The organism is Cohnella rhizosphaerae, assembly GCF_029525575.1.
Classification (GTDB): domain Bacteria; phylum Bacillota; class Bacilli; order Paenibacillales; family Paenibacillaceae; genus Cohnella; species Cohnella rhizosphaerae.
Map to the genome: position 1 here is coordinate 2,357,271 of NZ_JAPDIA010000003.1, position 17,908 is coordinate 2,375,178.

The following is a 17,908-nucleotide window of genomic DNA, read 5'->3' on the forward strand; positions in this document are numbered from 1 at the left end:
AAGGGATGAAGTGTAGTGACGATTTACGGGAAGTTGAAAAAGCAAACCGCACTTGTATTAGCTTTCACGATGCTGCTTGGACTGCTTGGCGCAGGTTGGCCGGCAAGTATGACGCCCAAGGCCGCGGCAGCCGATTCCGGTTGGCCCGCGAACGTGCTCGGCGGCACGAACATGCCGTTTCGGCCGACGGATTCTCTCGTCACGACGCAGAACCCGCCCGACTTCAGCTGGCCGTTCGTGACTGGAGCGGACAAGTACGACCTCCAGGTCAGCCGCGATTCGTCCTTCGCGACGGTCGCGCACGAGAACGACGCGATCCAGTTCAACTACTACAACTTTCCCGTGACCTTCGATGCCGGCACCTGGTACTGGCGCGTCCGCTATCACCAGGCGGGCGGCGCTTGGTCCGATTGGAGCACGACGCGCAAATTCCGCATCGACCAGGACAACGTGGCGTTCCCCGTGCCTTCGGTCGAGACGCTCATGAGCAACGTGTCCACGGCGCATCCGCGCGTCTGGACGACGCCGGCCGAACTGACCGCCTTCCGCGATCTGCGGCTGACGGGTAACTCGAAGACCGTATTCGACCAGACGGTGACCGCGTATAATGCGAGCGCGAGCAAGCCGCTGCCGGCCGATCCGACGTTCCCGTATATGAACAACGAGGTGCCGACCAACAGCGACGCGTACGTGGCTGCCCAAGGCGTGCTCAAAGGGTATGCCGAAACGGCGCTGACCGATATGATGAACGCCTCGTTCCTCTATCTCGTGACGGGCAATGCGACCTACGGCAACCGTGCCAAAGCGCTGCTGCTCAACATCGCGACCTGGAATCCGGACGGGGCGACGAGCTATCGCATTCACGACCAGGTGCATCGCGCCATCGCCTATCGCTCGGCGATCGCGTACGACTGGCTCTATCCGCTGCTGTCGGAGAGCGACAAGACGGCGCTCCGCGCGATGATCAAGACGCGGACGGATACGCTCGTTCAGAAATACCTGGACAGCGGCGCAGCCGGGCAAAATTTCTACAAGTTCCCTTACGACTCTCACGGCTGGACGATCGTCGGCTACATCGGCATCATCGCGACCGCGATGCTGAACGACATGCCGGAAGCCGCAAATTGGTACAAGCTGTCCGTGCCGCTGTTCATCAACGTGCTGCCGCCGTGGGGCGGCGAGGACGGCTCCTGGTCGCAAGGGACCGGGTACTGGCAGTGGTCGTCGGGCTCTAACAAGGAGCTGATGGACGTGCTGCTGAGCTCGGGAGCGATCAACCTGTACGACAAAGCCTTCTCTCGCAACGAAGGCCTGTACCCGCTGTATATGTTCCCGCACGGCAGCCCGATCGGCGTCTTCGGCGACGATTCCCAGTATACCCCCGGCGCGGCCAGCACCAGTCTGCTGACGCGGATGGCCCAGATCTACGACGACTCCCGGTTAAAATGGGAGGCCGAGGCGATCGGCGCCAAGTCGACCGGCCTGACGGATTATTTCTACCGGGCCGACGACGTGGGCAGCCAGCCGCCGGTCGATCTGCCGAAGGGCATCTGGTTCCCGGATACGGGCGCGGTCGCCATGCATTCGGAGCTGTACGAGACCGACCGCACCTCGCTTTATTTCCGGTCGAGCCCGTACGGCACTTACAATCATACGATGTCCGATCAGAACAGCTTCGTGCTGAACGCCTTCGGCGAGTCTCTGGCCGTGAAGGCGGGCTACTACGATTTCTACGGCAGCAAGCATCATGCCAACTTTACGCGGAACACTTACTCCGCCAACGCGATTACGTTCGACGGACGCAAAGGCCAAGCCAACGACAACATCGCGGCCGACGGCAAGATTCTCGGCTTCGTCACAAGTCCGGACTTCGACGCGACGAGCGGCGACGCCACCCAGGCTTACCAGGGCGGTTTGTCCAAGGCCGTGCGCCATATCATCTACGTGCGTCCGGACGCCTACGTCGTCATCGACGACCTGGCGACGACCAAGGACGGCGGCTCCGAATTCGAATGGAACCTGCATGCCGACGACAATCTGGTGCTTGACCAGGCAGGCAAGGGTGCGACGATCGCCAAGGGCGACGCGAACTTGAAGGTGCAGTTCTACGGTCAGGCCGCGCAGAGCTACCGTACAACCTACGAGACCCAATACTTGGGGCCGGACGGCGTATCGTATCCGCCGGTGAACGCGTTCGCCGGCAAGTCGCAGGTGCATGCGGCGTTCATCACCCCGCGCGCGAATGAAGCCAAGATGGTCGCGACGCTGGCGCCTTACAAGCGCGGCGATTCGCCCGAAAGCGTAACGCCGGCCGAAACCGCGACCTATATCAAGCTAGCCTTCGAGGACGGCACCGCCGTATACGTCCGCAAGTCGAACAGCGGTCTGGTCGACACCGGCGCGGACGGCGTGCAGTTCGACGGTGCGGCTGCCGCGGTCAAGGGCGATTCGGCGCTGCTCGTCGTCGGCACCAAGCTCGTCAAAAACGGCGTTACGCTCATCGAAAGCGATTCGGCCGCAACCGTCTCGTACGGCGGCGATCGGCTGTCCGTATCGGCGCAGACGGACGTTCAAGTCACGCTGGCTGCGTCGGGTCTGACAGCCGTGCGCGATGCTGATACCGGCACGGCCATTCCTTCCGGCGGCACGGTTGCCGACGGGATGAACAACCGCGGCGTACAATGGTCGTTCGCGAGCGGCAAACTCACGATGCACGTTGAGAAGGGCCAACGCGCGTTCAAGCTGAACGCCGCCCCGATGCCGGGTCCGCTCGCGCCGGTCACGCTGCAGACCGAGATCGACGGCGTCGCCGGTTCGGTCACGCTGCAGGCATATCGCGACGTGAACGGCGACAGCGTCGCCTGGGGACAGCTGTCCAACGCGCAGGGCTTCTACGAAGTGCTGGAAGCGCCGTCGGGCTTCTCCTTCCAGAAGTACGGCAAGATCGCGAGCGGCCTGATCGACGCGAACGCTTCCGTTCTGCTGAAGGGCGCCACCGGCACGCTGAAGCTGAAAAACCTGGGGTTGGGCGCCGCGCTGCAGACGGAGCAGTATCAGGATCCGGATCAGACGCGGCAGACGATGGGCATTGAATGGCAGGAAGCCGAGTCGTTCACGCAGTGGAACGGCACCAAGCAGCCGACCGTGTACGACACCCGCCCGTTCCTCTCGAACGGCAAGGGCGTGAGCAACTGGGATCAGTTCGGCGTGTCGCTCAAGTGGAAGTTGAATGTGCCGGAGACAGGCACTTACGACCTCGTAGTGAAGTACGTGGCGGGCTGGGACGTGACGGCCGCGGATACGGATTCGATCCGTTACGTGAAGCTGGGCGACGAGATCAAATACTTTAAGCTGCCCAAGACAGAGAGCTACGGCACCACGGCAGAGCAGTGGCGAGGGCTTCGGGTCAAGACCGGCGTGCAGTTGTCCGCCGGCGTCGTCGACCTGACGTTATTCCATTCGCTCGGCGGCGTGAACCTGGACTGGATCGGCTTGATCAAGGTAAGCGACGACGAGGTCCGTCCGTCCGCGCCGGCCAATCTTCATGAGGTTGCCCAGGCGGACGGGCAGGTCACGATCGGTTGGGATCCGTCCACGGACAATGCGGCCGTGAAGGAATACGAGATCGAGATGGACGGCGTGAAAAAGCTGACCGTGCCGTTCGGCACGAATACGGCTACGATCACGGGGCTGTCCTCGGGCAAGGAATATGCGTTCCGCGCGACGGCCGTCGATACGAGCGGCAACCGCTCGTTCAGGGCGCCCGGTTCTGCGCCGCTTACCGTCCTGATGACGGATACGACGCCGCCGGTATGGGGCGCCGACGCGGCGGTGCATACCCGGTTCCTGTCCAACAAGATGGTCCGGTTGACCTGGACGCCGGCCGTAGATAATGCGGGCCAGGTCAGCGAATATCAGATCTATCGCGTGAGCGGCTCGACGCTGCTGCCGGTCGGCACGGCGAAGGGTACGACGATCGACCTGAACGTTACGCAGGCAGGCGGCACCTACACGTACAAGGTCGAGGCGAAGGACAATCAGAACAACGCAACGACCGACGGTCCGGACGTGACCGCGACGCTGCCTTCGTCCGTCGTCCTGCCCGTCTACGATACGTTCGACAACTGGGTAGGAGACGGCGAGGTTTCCGATATCAGCGGCTGGTCCTTCACCAAGACGGGCGGCACGTCGGTGCAGACCGCCAGTCTGCCGGAAGGCGGCAAGGCGCTGGTCGGGATCGACAACTATTATCCGTCCACCGACGAATACGCGTCTTCGCCGATCATGCGGAAGACCATCGCGAATACCGGCGGCAAGCTGACCGTCGAGACGCGGACGATGTTCTCCAAGGTGAATCACGACGTCGGCAACTATCTGATCGACCTGAGCGGCAACGGCAAGGTCTTCGCCGGCTTCGTCGGCTTCTCGGACGGCGGCATCGGCTTCCAGAAGATGGTGAACGGCGTCTCGACGAACATCCGACTGGCGGAAGGCTACAAGCAGCCCAAGGATCAGTGGATGACGATCCGCTGGGACATCGACTTCGACGCCAAAACCTACGATCTGATCGTACAGGAGGACGGCCTCAGGGATTACAAAGGCATCCTCGTCGCAGGCGGACAGCTGGATCGCGATTCCGGCGTATACCGCGTCGACGACATTCCGTTCCTGAATACGAGCGCGACGCTCGTCGGCTTCGAGATGTTCCGCTTCTCCGCCCAGCGGTATACGGGCAAGTATTCGTTCGACCATCTGGCCGTCTATCCGACGGATTCGATCAAGGACAGCCTGCCGGCGCCGAAGCTGCGGCTGGCGTCGCAGTCCGACACGTCGGCGACGCTCGCCTGGGACGCTTCTTCGGATCCCGCGGTGAAGAGCTACGCGATCTATCAGAACGGCACGCTGAAAACGACGGTGCCGGCGAGCGCGAATACGGCGACGTTGACGGGCCTGACGGTCGGCAACGCGTATACGTTCGCGATCCGGGCGGTCGACCAGAGCGACAAGGCGTCCGCCGAGTCGCGAAGCCTGGCGGTGACGCTGGCCGGCGCTCCGACCTGGAGCGCGACGGCCGCGCTGAACGCGGAACTGACGTTCACGAACGCGGTGCGGCTCGCCTGGGATCCTGCGACGGCAGGATCCGGTTCCGGTCAAGCGGCTTCTTATACGGTGTATAAGGCGGAGGGGGGCGTCGGCCGCCGTGCCTGCGGGCACCGTGACGGGCACGACGCTGGACGTGGCCGACCTGACGCCGGGCGCGACATACACGTTCCGCGTTCAGGCGAAAAACGCGGCCGGCGGCGAGTCCGGAGACGGACCGACGCTGACCGTCACCCTGCCGGCAACCGGCAAGATGGTATACGATTCGTTCGATACGTGGGCGACCGGCGAAGTCTCGAACGGCGCGGGCTGGACCTATACCAAGACGGGCGGCACATCCGTGCAGGCCGTGCCGCTTCCGGATCTCGGCGGCAAGGGGCTGCTCGCGATCGACAACTACGATCCTTCGACCGACGCTTACGCTTCGTCGCCCGTGCTTCAGCGCACGACGGGCAGCATCGGCGGTCTGGTGACGCTGGAGACGCGCACGAAGTTTTCCAAGCTGGACAGCAACATCGGCCACTACCTGATCGATCTGGCCGGCAACGGCAAGGTTTTCGGCGAGTTCGTGGGCTTCTCCGACGGCGGGCTCGGCTATCAGAAGCTGGTCAACGGGACGCCGACGTTCGTACGCCTGACGGACTACAACGTCTACAAGCAGCCGGCCGACGAATGGGTGACGCTGCGCTTCGACTTCAATTTTACGGCCAAGACCTACATGCTGACCGTGCAGGCGGATTCGCTCAAGACTTACGGCGGCACGATCGCGGCGGGCGGCACGCTGGACCCCGCAACGGGCGTCTATCGCGTGACGAACATTCCGTTCATGGATCCGAACAACGTCGTCAAAGGCTTCGAGCTGTTCAAGTTCACCGCGCAGCGGTTCACGGGCAAGTACACGCTGGACAAGCTTGTCCTGTACAACACGAACGACGCGCTCTCGTACGCGGCTTCCGCCGAGGCGGCAGTGCCGGCGAGCGAAGAGGCGACATCGGTGCCGGACGCCGTATACGGCGACGAGTTGCAGGCGGGAGAAGAGCGGCCGCCGCTCAATCTTGAACCTGCGGACGCCTGATCGGCCGCGCGAATAAAAACCGTTTTTCATTAAACATCCATTCATTAAACATCAGGACCATGCAGACGGCGCGCCAACGCGCCGTCTGCATCCTTGTATCGGAGGAATTACTGGACATGAAGATCACGATGGGGCTCGCCCCCGACAGCTATAAATACGTATTCGGCGTCTATCACAAGTTCGACGCGCCGTTCGAAGCCGACCGCTCCGTATCCGTCTCCTGCGGACGGCGCGACCGGGCGGCCGCGCAGCTGCTCATTTACGCGGACGAGGAGCTGCTGGTCTGCGTAGGCGAGGATGCCGCGTTCGACGAGCGCGGGCCGATCGACGTCCTGCGCGTGAGCGTCCGGGTGCCCGGCCTTGCCGACGGGGGGCGTCACCGCCAGCCTGATCGGTCTCGTCGAAGACGACGACCGTCAGCTCAAATCGGACATCGTCCTCCGTCAATCTTCGATCCGCGTGGACAAGCGGCGGGTGCAGCCGGTCTGGATCGAAGCCGAGATCGGCGCCGGCGCGGGTCCGGGCGTTTACTATCCCGAGATTACCGTTTACCGCCGCCGGATGTTCGAGGACGAGCGGGTGGAGGCGACGCTGAAGTTCGAAATCGTCGTCCATGACGTGACGCTGGACGAGCCGGCGAACAATACGTTTTATCTCGATCTGTGGCAGCACAACGCCAACCTCGCGCGCAAATACGATGCGCCGCTGTGGAGCGACCTGCACTTCGAGATTTTGGAGCCGTACGTCGCCTCGCTGGCGGCGCTCGGCCAGAAGGCCGTCTCGCTCGTCGTCTCCGAGATTCCCTGGTCCGGCCAGGGCTCGTGCTACGACCGGATCGATCCGGCCAACCTGTTCGAGTACAGCATCGTCGGCGTAACCCGGCGTGCGGACGGCGCTTGGGCCTATGATTTCCGCGCGCTCGACCGATACGTGGAGCTGTGCGAGCGGCACGGCATCGCGGACGAGATCGAGGTGTTCGGCCTGCTCAATATCTGGGTGATCGAGGATGCGGGCTACGGCGGCGTCATTGCGGATCATCCGGATGCCGTACGCGTCCGGTACTATGACGAGTCCAACGGCACTTACCGCTTCATCCGGCAAAAAAGCGAGTTCGAGGCGTATGTCGTCGCGCTGGAGCGCCATTTCGCCGAGCGGGGCTGGATCGAACGCGTCCGGGTGCTGGCCGACGAGCCGTCGGACCTCCCGCTGTTCCGCGAGCGGCTGGGCGCCATGCGCAAGATGGCTCATTCCTTCCAATATAAGGCCGCGATCGCCCATGCTTCCTTCATGGCGGAAGAGGGCATCGTGGATCACGTCCCGATCCTCGATTGCGCGGGCCAGGAGCACGAGCAAATCATGGAAATGAGGGGAGGGCAAGACGGGGCGGACGCTTTACTACGTCGCCTGCGACGTCAAGCATCCGAACACCTTCATCTCGTCCAGCCTCCTTGAGGCGCGCGCCATTCCCTGGATCGCCTGGCAGCTTGAGCTGGACGGCTTTCTGCGCTGGAACTACACGGTATGGCCGACCGATCCGCTCCGCAAGATCTCGTATCACAACCCGTTTTTTCCGGCGGGCGACACGAACTTCGTCTATCCGGGCAGGGACGGCCGGCCGCTGCTAAGCCTTCGGTACAAGCTGCTGCAGAAGGGAATCCGCGATTACGAGATCATCGCCCGGTACGTCCGCGAAGGCGGAGATCGGGCGCATCTGGAGACGCGCCTGCAAAGCGTCCTGCGGTGGCGGTCGCCGGCCGACCTGCACCGGGACGCCAGGCGGCGCGTCGAGGAATTGATCTCGCTCGACGAGCGGGATTACGACGGCGTGATCGCGGAGCTGCTGACCGTGCTGGCGGCCGGATCGGAGGCCCGATGATCAGGGCCGCGCCTTCGGCTCAAGCACCGGCGCTCCGCTTCGCGAGATCAGCCACGCGACCGCGCTTCTCGGCGCGAGCGCAGCCTCCCCGGCGATCGTAGCCGGCACGGCCTCCCCGGTCCAGAATGAGGTCCACGCGAGATCGGATGCCTGGAAGGATTCGGGAATCCGCTGCGTCCGGTAATCGTCGCCGAGATTGAACAGCGCGAGCAGCCGAATGTCCGGGTCGTCCGTCTCGGCCGCGACGACCGGCAGCTCGTCGCCGTCCGGCGCGAACAGGTTAAGCGGGATGCCGCGCCGAACCGGAGGCTGCCGCAGCAGGCCGGCGAGCAGCCCGGTGCCGACGCCGTTCAGCTTGTCGAGCGCGTCCCCCAGCAGGAGATCGCCTCCGCTGGCATAGCAGGCGAGGAGCAGCGTCTTGGCTTCCTCCAGGTTCATCTCCCTGCCCGCCGCCCAGCCGCCGCCGAGTCCCCACGGATTTTTCGCCAGCCGGCGGTTGAGCCGGCGGTCGTCCGTCGTATCCGGGCAGCGTACGATGGCGGTGTCGGGATCCGTATTGCCGACGGCCCCCTGCATCCACCATCTCGCCAGCATCGAGCGGATATTCTGGCGAATATGGCTCCAATAATTGTGGATGTCTCCCGTCGTGCGGTGCGCGTCCGCGATGCCGATGACGGCTTCGTAGGGCGCGCCGCAGGCGAGCAAGTAGGCATCCGGCCCGATCGCCTCGCGGATGACCTCGAACAGCCGCCGGATCATGCCGGCGTGCGACATGCGGCTGCTGTGGAAGGCGGAGGCGCCGAGCAGCAGCTGGGCGAAGTCGCATTTAAAATAGGTAAAGCCGGCGGCGCGAAGCCGCTCGAACGTCTTGCGGATATGCGCCTCGACTTGCGGGTGCGTCACATCCAGCTGAACCATGCTGCCGTAGCCCGCATTTTCGACAAAGGGGTCGCCCTTCTCGTCGCCGACGAACCAGTCCGGGTGCTCGCGGTAAAGCGGCGTATACACGCCGACCATAAGCGGCGCGGTCCAGATGCCGGGTTCATAGCCTTCGGCGCGGATCTGCGCGCAGAGGGCATCCAGCCCCTGCGGAAATTTCCAGCCGGCGTCCCAGACGCCCCACTGGCGCTCGTAGCCTTCGTCGATGACGACGTACCGCAAGCCAGCGCCGAAAAGCTTGTTCGCCGCGTTCGCGTTGGCCAGCACGTCTTCGGCTTGAACGGCGCCCGCATAGTAATCCCAGCTGTTCCAGCCGCCGATGCGGGCCGCGGGCTGACGATATTGCAACGCGGCGAGCCGCTGCCGCATCCGCTCCGCATATTCGGACAGCAGCGCGATGCCGTCGTCCCCTTGCAGCACGATCAGGTGCGCCAGGACGTCGTGCTCACCCGGATCCAGCTCGCGCGTGGCGCGGAGATGGAAGCCGAGTCCGAACGCGCCGTCGCGATGGGGCTGCGCATGCAGAATCGCGATATCGACGAAGCAATCGCCAAAGGGCGGCAGCGCGCCGAGCAGGATGCAGGCGCCCGTCCGACGGTGGCAGATGACGCTTACCATGCCGGAGGGCTCTGCGCCGGGCGACCAAGCGGCGGGCCGATGGAGCGGGCGAACCCCGGAATGGCCGGAGAAATCGCGGGCATGATGGAGCTGGACGTAATCCCGCGCATCGAGCCGGTCGCCCAGGCTGGAGGCGGACCATTCCAGCCGGATCTCGCGCATCGCGAGCGGCTCGGGCCCGTCGTTGACGACGGAGACCGTCTGCGTGCCGTCGGCCGCGGAAGCCAGCGACACGCTGAGCCGGTCCGCGCGGAACGCCGGATATTCGCCCGCTGCCGGTGCATGGAATCCGCCCTGAAGGTACCAGCCGGAGCCTGAAGCGGCTACGGGCAGCCGCGCGCAGCGGCGGCAGTTCGAATCGCATCTTAATCCCCCCTTCGCAGATCGCGTCGTTCAGGTTGCTTCGTTCGGATGGCGTCTTTCGAATCGTGCGTGGAGTCGGATGGCGCATGGAGTCGGGATCGTGCATGAAGTCGGATCGCGCACGGATCCCGGACCTCGATGCCGGGGCTCCCGAAGCAAGCGTACCAGATTGCTCTCATGGAGGAAGCACGCCAAAATGCACTTTTGTATACGCAATGGGACGGTCGAATTGCTATATTTATAAATAAGTGAACGATCGCAACATACAGTAGGGGACAAAAGGCATCGAGGAGGAGCGGTTGATCTTGGACAGACCGATTGAACGGAGGATTGGCAAACGGCGGGCATGGGCGTTCGTCATCTGCATGTTGTGCGCGGGAGTCTTGGCGGGCTGCGCGGGAACGGGCGCTTCGTCCGGCGCGGCGGAGGGAACCGCCTCGTCCGGGCTGGTGCCGGTGGACCTGGTATGGTATTACCCGCAATACGGGGCGAATCCCGACCAGCAGCTCGTGAATGACGCGGTCAACGAAATTACCCGGAACAAGATCAACGCCACCGTCGACTTGCGGCCGATCGACTTTGCCAATTACGAGCAGAAGCTGAATACGATCGTCGCCTCCAGCGAGCCGATGGACATCCTCTGGACCTCCAACTGGCTGTTCCAGTGGTCGACCAACGCCAAAAAAAGGCGTGTTCCGGCCGATCGACGATCTGCTCGGCCAATACGGCGGGCAACTGCTCGCGTCGATGGACGAGAAGTACTGGAACGGCGGCAAGCTTGGCGGCAAAACGTACGCGGTCCCGAACTATCAAATCTCCGCGATGCGTCCGAGCCTGGTGATCCAGAAGCGCTTCCTCGACAAATACAAGCTGGACGTCGGCAAGCTCAAGCGGATCGAGGACATCGAGCCTTTTCTGAAGCAGATCAAGGAAGGGGAGAAGGGCGTCGTTCCGTTCGGCACGACACGCGGCTTCTATACGAATCTCCTGTACGGCATCGACTGGAACGTGCCGGTCTACCGCAACGATCCGACGCCGACGGTGCTGCCGGACGTCACCGCGGAGATGCGGGCCAACTTCGTCCTGATGCACGACTGGTACACGAAGGGCTATATTAATGAAGACGCAGCTACGCTCAAGGATGCCGCGCAAGCCTACAATAATGGAAACACGGCGGTGTGGTTCGATATTACGGGCAAGCCGGGCTCGGAAGTCGAGTTCAAAGCCGCGGACGGCGGCTACGACGTGCAGCTCGTGCCGGTCGCCGGATCGGTCTTCGTCGGCGCCGGCAACTCGATGAACGCGATCAGCCGTACCTCCGCCCATCCCGAGCGGGCCCTCATGCTGCTGGAGCTGGTGAATACGGACAAGCAGCTGTACAATCTGCTCGTTTACGGCATCGAAGGCAAGCATTATACGAAGACGACCGGCAACTTCATCCGGACGAATCCCGACAGCGGCTACTTTACGAATACGGACTGGGTGTTCGGCGACATCCGCAACGAGTACCTGCCCGAAGGTTCGCCGCCCGGCAAGATCGAGGATACGATACGCGCGAACGAAGAAGCGGCCGTATCCGCCTTCGACGGCTTCGAGTTCGACCCGGACGCCGTCAAGACGGAGATCGCGAACGTGCGCGCCGTCAACGACGAATATTATCCCGCCCTCGCCACGGGCACGATCGATCCGGCGCGCTTCCTGGCGGAGTATGAGGACAAGCTCGCGAAGGCGGGCGCCGGCGTGATCGTCCAGGAGAAGCAGAAGCAGCTGGACGCTTGGCTGAAGGCGAAGGGGAAGAAGTAGCCGGGCCGGGCCGGCTTAACGATGCGCTGCATCGCTATCCTCGCCAAAGTACCAATCTCCTGCGAAATAACGATGCGCCACATCGCTATTGCCGCCAAAGTACCAATCTCCGGCGAAATAACGATGCGCCGCATCGTTATTGCCGCCAAAGTACCAATCTCCTGCGAAATAACGATGCGCCGCATCGCTATTCCCGCTAAAGTACCAATCTCCGGCGAAATAACGATGCGCCGCATCGCTATTCCCGCCCAAGTACCAATCTCCGGCGAAATAACGATGCGCCACATCGCTATTGCCGCCCAAGTACCAATCTCCGGCGAAATAACGATGCGCCGCATCGTTATTGCCGCCAAAGTACCAATCTCCGGCGAAATAACGATGAGCCACATCGCTATTGCCGCCAAAGTACCAATCTCCGGCGAAATAACGATGCGCCGCATCGCTATTCCCGCCCAAGTACCAATCTCCTGCGAAATAACGATGCGCCGCATCGCTATTGCCGCCCAAGTACCAATCTCCGGCGAAATAACGATGCGCCGCATCGCTATCCTCGCCCTAGTACCGCCCGCCGCCGAATTTACCTTTCACGCCATGTTGCTTTAGCCCCGCATACATGCAGCCGCAGCCGCGAACGACGGGATTTTCCCCGTCCGTTCAGCGGCTTTTTTCGTATGGCCGCCGCATGCGCGGAATCGGGCAGAAAAAAGCAAATCGCGCACTTCTGCGGAGAGTAAAGTACGATTTCTTCACTTTATTTGGTCCCGAAACGGCGATATCGTCAAGGCATGAGCAAGGGCAAGACGCAAATCCAAGCAGCAAGGAGGACGCCGGCCGATGAAACGCGGCAAGTTTTTAAAGTTTGTGAGCAGGAACGGCGAATTGTTTATTTTCTCGCTTCCCGCGATCATCTACATTTTCATCATGTCGTATGTCCCGATGTTCGGCGTAATTATCGCTTTCAAAAATTACGTGTACGACAAGGGCATTCTGGGAAGCGAATGGGTCGGCTTCAAAAACTTCAAGTTCCTGTTCGAGAGCGAAAACGCCTTTCGGATCACGCGGAACACGGTGCTGTACAACCTGGGCTACATGTTCATGACGACCGTATTCTCGCTGGCCGTGGCCATCTTGCTCCACGAAGTCGCCAAGAAGTGGCTGAAGATTTACCAGACCGCGATGATCCTGCCTTTCTTCCTGTCGTGGGTCGTCGTCAGCTACATTACGATGGCGTTCCTCGACCACCAGAACGGCTTCCTGAACGGTTGGCTCGAGGGGGCTCGGGTTCGACCGGGTCCAATGGTACTTCAAGGCCAACGTCTGGCCCTACATTCTGAACGCGGTCCATCTGTGGAAAGCGATCGGCTTCTCGGCGCTCGTGTACTTCGCCGGCATTCTCGGCATCGACGCGGAGCTGTACGAGGCGGCCAAGATCGACGGCGCGAAGCGCTGGCAGATGATCACCAACGTCACGATTCCCCAGTTGACCCCGCTTATCATCATTCTGCTGATCATGAGCATCGGCAATATGTTCCGCGGCGACTTCGGGCTTCACTACTTCATCCCGAACAATAACGGCATGACGTACGCCACGACGGACATTATCGACACCTATATTTATCGGGCGCTCAGCGAGCTAGGGGATGTCAGCATGGCCTCCGCCGTCGGTCTCTATCAATCGGTCGTCGGCCTCGTGCTCGTCGTCGCCGCGAATTATACGGTCCGCAAAATCAACGAAGAAAATTCCTTGTTTTAAGGAGGCCAGTTCCATGACCGCCAAGTCTGTACCCGCCAAGGCCGTTGCCGTCCAGCCCGCCAGGGCCAAGTCTTCTTTCAAATGGTCGAACCTAATCATCCATCTCATCTTTATCTTGATTACGCTCAGCATGGTCGTGCCATTGGCGCTCGTTATCGTGGTGTCGCTGACGGACGAAAATTCGATCTTGCATCACGGATACCGCATGATCCCGGATAAGCTCTCCTTTTCGGCTTATGAGTACTTTTTCAAATCGCCCGACGCGATCCTTCGCGCTTACGGCGTAACGATCTTCGTCGCCGTCGTCGGCACGATCCTAAGCCTGATCCTGACGGCCAGCATGGGCTATACGTTGTCCCGAAGGGATTACGGCCTCGTGCGGCCGACCTCCTTCTACGTTTTCTTCACGATGCTGTTCGGCGGCGGGCTCGTCCCGTTCTACATTCTGGTCACGCAGTATTTGCACTTGAAGGATACGATCTGGGCGCTGATCGTGCCGGGGATGCTCAGTCCGTTCTACGTGCTGATCATGAAGGGCTTCATGTCCAAGATTCCGTTCGAAATCGTCGAGTCCGCCAAGGTGGAGGGCGCGCGGGAATGGCGAATCTTCGTGCAGCTGATCCTGCCGCTGTCCAAACCGTCGCTCGCGACCCTCGGCTTGTTCATCATGTTCAACTATTGGAACGAATGGTTCAACGCGCTGCTGTTCATCGACAACGAGCGACTGGTCCCGCTGCAGCTGCTGCTGGTGCGTACGATGAACTCGCTCGACTTTATCACCTCGCGGCCCGAATTCGCGCTCGTCATGTCCAACTTCAACTTGGCGAACTTCCCGAAGACGGCGGCCAAGTTCGCGATCGCCATCCTGTCCGCGGGTCCGATGCTGATCGTCTTCCCGTTCTTCCAGCGCTTTTTCGTCAAAGGGTTGACCGTAGGCGCGATCAAGGGTTAAGCAAGACCGGCTATCCACGACCGGGATGTCGCAATCAGAACGTCTCAATCAGAATCGTTGCACTCAGGATGTCGCATTAAAGGCGCTCGGAAAGGCGGTGAAGGCGGTACGGTTGCGCGGCGGCCTTTAATCTATCGATATAGGCAATATCATTCACACATTTCTCGGGAGGGTTCACGTTGCAAAAAACAAACAGCAGCAAATTCAAATTCCGGACTACGCTTCTCACTTCGATCTCGCTGGCGGCTGCGCTTACGGCAGCAGGCTGCGGCAACTCCAACAACAATTCGAACGCTTCGCCGAGCGCCGCCGCTTCCGGCAGCGCCAGCGCGACCGCGTCGGCGTCGGCCGCGGCTTCGGGCAGCGCCTCCGCTTCGGCAAGCAGCGAGCTTGAGCCTGTAGAGCTCACCTGGTATTACCCGCAAAACGCGGCGAACGCCGACCTGAAGCTCGTCAACGACGCGGTCAACAAGATTACGAAGGAAAAAATCAACGCGACGATCAAGCTCATGCCGATCGACTTCGGCACCTACGAGCAGAAGATGAATACGACGACGGCGGCCAGCGAGAAGATCGACATCATCTGGACCTCCAACTGGCTGTTCAAGTTCGATACGAACCAGAAGAAGGGCGTATTCCTGCCGCTCGACGATCTGCTGAAGTCCAGCGGACAGAAGCTGTACGATTCGATGCAAAAGAAGTTCTGGGACGACGCGACGCTGGACGGCAAAATCTACGCCGTGCCGAACTTCCAAGTCTCGGCCAGCCGCCCTTCGCTCGTGCTCCAGAAGCGGTTCGTCGACAAATACAACCTCGATCTCGGCACGATCAAGAAGATCGACGACATCGAGCCTTTCCTGAAGCAAATCAAGGACGGCGAGCCGGGCATCACGCCTTTCGGCACGACCAAAGGCTTCTACTCGGGCCTCATGTACAACATCGACAACAGGGTCGAAGTCTACAGGGACGACACGACGCACACCGTCCTGCCGGACGTAACGGACGAACTGAAGCACAGCTACGAGCTCGCGCATTCCTGGTACACGAAGGGCTATATCATGGAAGACGCGGCGACGCTCAAATCCGCCGCGGATGCCTACAACAAGGGCACGACGGCCGTTTGGTTCGACGTAACCGGCAAGCCGGGCTCCGAGGTCGAGTTCAAGGTCGCGGACGGCGGCTACGACGTCGTGCTCGCGCCGCTGGCGCAGTCCACGTTCACCGGCGCGGCCAGCACGATGAACGCCATCAGCCGCACATCCAAAAATCCGGAGCGCGCGATGATGTTCCTCGAGCTCGTCAACACCGACAAGGAGCTCTACAACACGCTCGTTTACGGCATCGAAGGCAAGCACTACGAGAAGACGACGGGCAACTACATCAAGATCAACCAGGACGCCGGTTACTTCACGAACACGGACTGGATCTTCGGCAACATCACGAACGAATACCTGCCCGAAGGCGCTCCGGAAGACAAGATCGAGCAGACGATCAAGGTTAACGACGAGGCGTACGTATCCCCGTACACGGGCTTTGTGTTCAATACGGAGCCGGTCAAGACGGAGATCGCTAACGTGAACGCGGTCAAGGAAGAGTACGGCGCATCGCTCGGCACCGGCACGCTCGATCCGGCGAAGTATCTGCCGATCTACGAAGAAAAGCTGAAAAAGGCCGGCGTCGAAACGATCCGCGCCGAGAAGCAGAAGCAGCTGAACGAATGGCTGGCCGCCAACGGCAAGAGCTAAGCGCGGGGTGAGTCAAAACGGGACGAGTGGCGAGGCATGCTGCACGGCATGAAATGGCATCGACATCCAACATATCGGGAGGGTTTATGTTGCAAAAAACAATGAACGGCAAATCCGGATTCCGAACCACGCTCCTCGCCTCGATCTCGCTTGGCGTTGCGCTTGCCGCGGCAGGCTGCGGCAATTCCTCCAACAACGGCGACGCCTCGCCGAGCGCCTCCGCTTCCGGCAGCGCCGGCGCGACCGCATCGGCCGCGGCTTCCGGCAGCGCTTCCCCTTCGGCGAGCAGCGAGCTCCCGCCCGTCGAACTGACCTGGTACTATCCGCAAAACGCGGCGAACGCCGACCTACAGCTGGTGAACGACGCGGTCAACAAGATCGCCAAGGAAAAGATCAACGCGACGGTCAAGCTGAGTCCGATCGACTTCGGCACCTACGAGCAGAAGATGAACACGATGACCGCCTCCGGCGAGAAGATGGACATCGTCTGGACGTCCAGCTGGCTGTTCAAGTTCGATCAGAATCAGCTGAAGGGCGCGTTCCTGCCGCTCGACGATCTGCTGAAGACGAGCGGGCAGAAGCTGTACGATTCGCTGGAAAAGAAGTTCTGGGACGACGCCACGCTCCAAGGCAAGATCTATGCGGTGCCGAACTTCCAATTTTCCGCCCAGCGCGCGAGCGTCGTCATTCAGAAGCGGTTCATCGACAAGTACAACCTTGATGTCAGCACGATCAAGAAGATGGAAGACCTGGAGCCGTTCCTGAAGCAGATCAAGGAAGGCGAGCCGGGCATCACGCCCTTCGGGACGCAGAAGGGCTTCTACACGGCGCTGCTGTACGGCATCGACACCAAAGTGCCGGTCTACTATACCGATGAGACGAATACCGTCCTTCCCGACGTGACGGACGAGATGAGGGCGAACTACGCGCTCGCTCACTCCTGGTACACGAAAGGATACATTAACCAAGACGCCGCGACGCTCAAGTCCGCAGCCGATGTTTACAACAAAGGAACGACGGCCGTCTGGTTCGACTGGACCGGCAAGCCGGGCTCCGAGGTCGAGTACAAGGCGGCCGACGGCGGCAACGACGTCGTGCTCGTGCCACTTGGCGAGCCTGTCTTTACCGGAGCGGCGAGTACGTTGAACGCCATCAGCCGCACGTCCGAAAATCCGGAGCGCGCGATGATGTTCCTCGAGCTCGTGAACACCGACAAGGAGCTTTACAACACGCTCGTTTACGGCATCGAAGGCAAGCACTACACGAAGACGACGGGCGACTTCATTAAGATCGACCAAACCGCGGGCTATTTCACCAACACGGACTGGATCTTCGGCAATATCACCAACGAGTATCTGCCCGAAGGTTCTCCGGCCGACAAGATCGAGCAGACGATCAAGATGAACGGCGATGCGCGCGTATCCAAGTATAACGGCTTCGTCTTCAACGGAGAAGCGGTCAAGACGGAGATTGCCAACGTCAACGCGGTGAACGGCGAATATGCCGCGTCTCTGGGCACGGGCACGCTGGACCCGGCGAAGTACCTGCCGATCTACGAGGAGAAGCTGAAGAAGGCAGGAGCGGAGAAGATCCGCGCCGAGAAGCAGAAGCAGCTGAACGAATGGCTGGCCGCCAACGGCAAGCAATAAGTCAGGCGATCAAATGGATCGAATGGCCGACGAGG

Annotated in this window: 12 protein-coding genes; 8 read left to right on the forward strand and 4 right to left on the reverse strand. The window is 61.2% G+C overall.

The annotated features are described in order from the left end of the window. The first annotated feature begins 15 nt into the window (after nucleotides 1-15). Nucleotides 16-6,159, forward strand: a complete 6,144-nt coding sequence (locus tag OMP40_RS16130; RefSeq protein ID WP_277532726.1) for a DUF4962 domain-containing protein — start codon at nucleotides 16-18, stop codon at nucleotides 6,157-6,159. Between the two features lie 123 nt (nucleotides 6,160-6,282). Here the strand turns inward: OMP40_RS16130 and OMP40_RS16135 are convergent, their stop codons facing one another. Continuing rightward, entirely contained in the window at nucleotides 6,283-6,555 is a 273-nt protein-coding gene (locus tag OMP40_RS16135; protein ID WP_277532728.1) for a hypothetical protein, read from the reverse strand. Here OMP40_RS16135 and OMP40_RS16140 point away from each other — a divergent pair. Next, nucleotides 6,536-7,627, forward strand: a complete 1,092-nt coding sequence (locus OMP40_RS16140) for a glycoside hydrolase domain-containing protein (RefSeq protein ID WP_277532730.1) — start codon at nucleotides 6,536-6,538, stop codon at nucleotides 7,625-7,627. The genes OMP40_RS16135 and OMP40_RS16140 overlap by 20 nt on opposite strands. Beyond that, on the forward strand, nucleotides 7,608-8,051 hold the full coding sequence (locus tag OMP40_RS41830; RefSeq protein WP_420871983.1) for a DUF4091 domain-containing protein: 444 nt from the start codon (nucleotides 7,608-7,610) through the stop codon (nucleotides 8,049-8,051). Before OMP40_RS16140 ends, OMP40_RS41830 begins: the two co-directional genes overlap by 20 nt. Here OMP40_RS41830 and OMP40_RS16145 read toward each other — a convergent pair whose 3' ends face one another. After that, nucleotides 8,052-9,842, reverse strand: a complete 1,791-nt coding sequence (locus tag OMP40_RS16145) for a glycoside hydrolase family 36 protein (RefSeq protein WP_277532732.1) — start codon at nucleotides 9,840-9,842, stop codon at nucleotides 8,052-8,054. A gap of 819 nt (nucleotides 9,843-10,661) precedes the next feature. Here OMP40_RS16145 and OMP40_RS16150 point away from each other — a divergent pair. Then, complete coding sequence (locus OMP40_RS16150) at nucleotides 10,662-11,774, forward strand: ABC transporter substrate-binding protein (protein ID WP_277532733.1); 1,113 nt, start codon at nucleotides 10,662-10,664, stop codon at nucleotides 11,772-11,774. A gap of 15 nt (nucleotides 11,775-11,789) precedes the next feature. On the opposite strand, the gene OMP40_RS16155 is transcribed toward OMP40_RS16150, so the two are convergent. Together OMP40_RS16155 and OMP40_RS40170 are read right to left on the reverse strand one after the other, a co-directional pair. After that, nucleotides 11,790-12,281: a hypothetical protein gene (locus OMP40_RS16155; RefSeq protein ID WP_277532734.1), complete on the reverse strand. Its 492-nt coding sequence runs from the start codon at nucleotides 12,279-12,281 to the stop codon at nucleotides 11,790-11,792. Nucleotides 12,282-12,626: 345 nt separating this feature from the next. Continuing rightward, entirely contained in the window at nucleotides 12,627-13,016 is a 390-nt protein-coding gene (locus tag OMP40_RS40170) for a hypothetical protein (protein WP_338131131.1), read from the reverse strand. 133 nt (nucleotides 13,017-13,149) lie between these two features. Between OMP40_RS40170 and OMP40_RS40175 the strand changes: the two genes are divergently transcribed. The 4 genes from OMP40_RS40175 (at nucleotide 13,150) to OMP40_RS16175 (ending at nucleotide 17,873) form a co-directional block, all read left to right on the forward strand. Next, nucleotides 13,150-13,527, forward strand: a complete 378-nt coding sequence (locus OMP40_RS40175; protein WP_338131132.1) for an ABC transporter permease subunit — start codon at nucleotides 13,150-13,152, stop codon at nucleotides 13,525-13,527. Nucleotides 13,528-13,540: 13 nt separating this feature from the next. Beyond that, nucleotides 13,541-14,479 carry a carbohydrate ABC transporter permease gene (locus OMP40_RS16165; protein WP_277532735.1) on the forward strand — a complete coding sequence of 313 codons (939 nt, stop codon included), beginning with the start codon at nucleotides 13,541-13,543 and terminating at the stop codon, nucleotides 14,477-14,479. Between the two features lie 179 nt (nucleotides 14,480-14,658). Then, nucleotides 14,659-16,224 carry an ABC transporter substrate-binding protein gene (locus tag OMP40_RS16170; RefSeq protein WP_277532736.1) on the forward strand — a complete coding sequence of 522 codons (1,566 nt, stop codon included), beginning with the start codon at nucleotides 14,659-14,661 and terminating at the stop codon, nucleotides 16,222-16,224. Between the two features lie 86 nt (nucleotides 16,225-16,310). Next, complete coding sequence (locus OMP40_RS16175) at nucleotides 16,311-17,873, forward strand: ABC transporter substrate-binding protein (RefSeq protein ID WP_277532738.1); 1,563 nt, start codon at nucleotides 16,311-16,313, stop codon at nucleotides 17,871-17,873. Nucleotides 17,874-17,908: the final 35 nt, after the last annotated feature.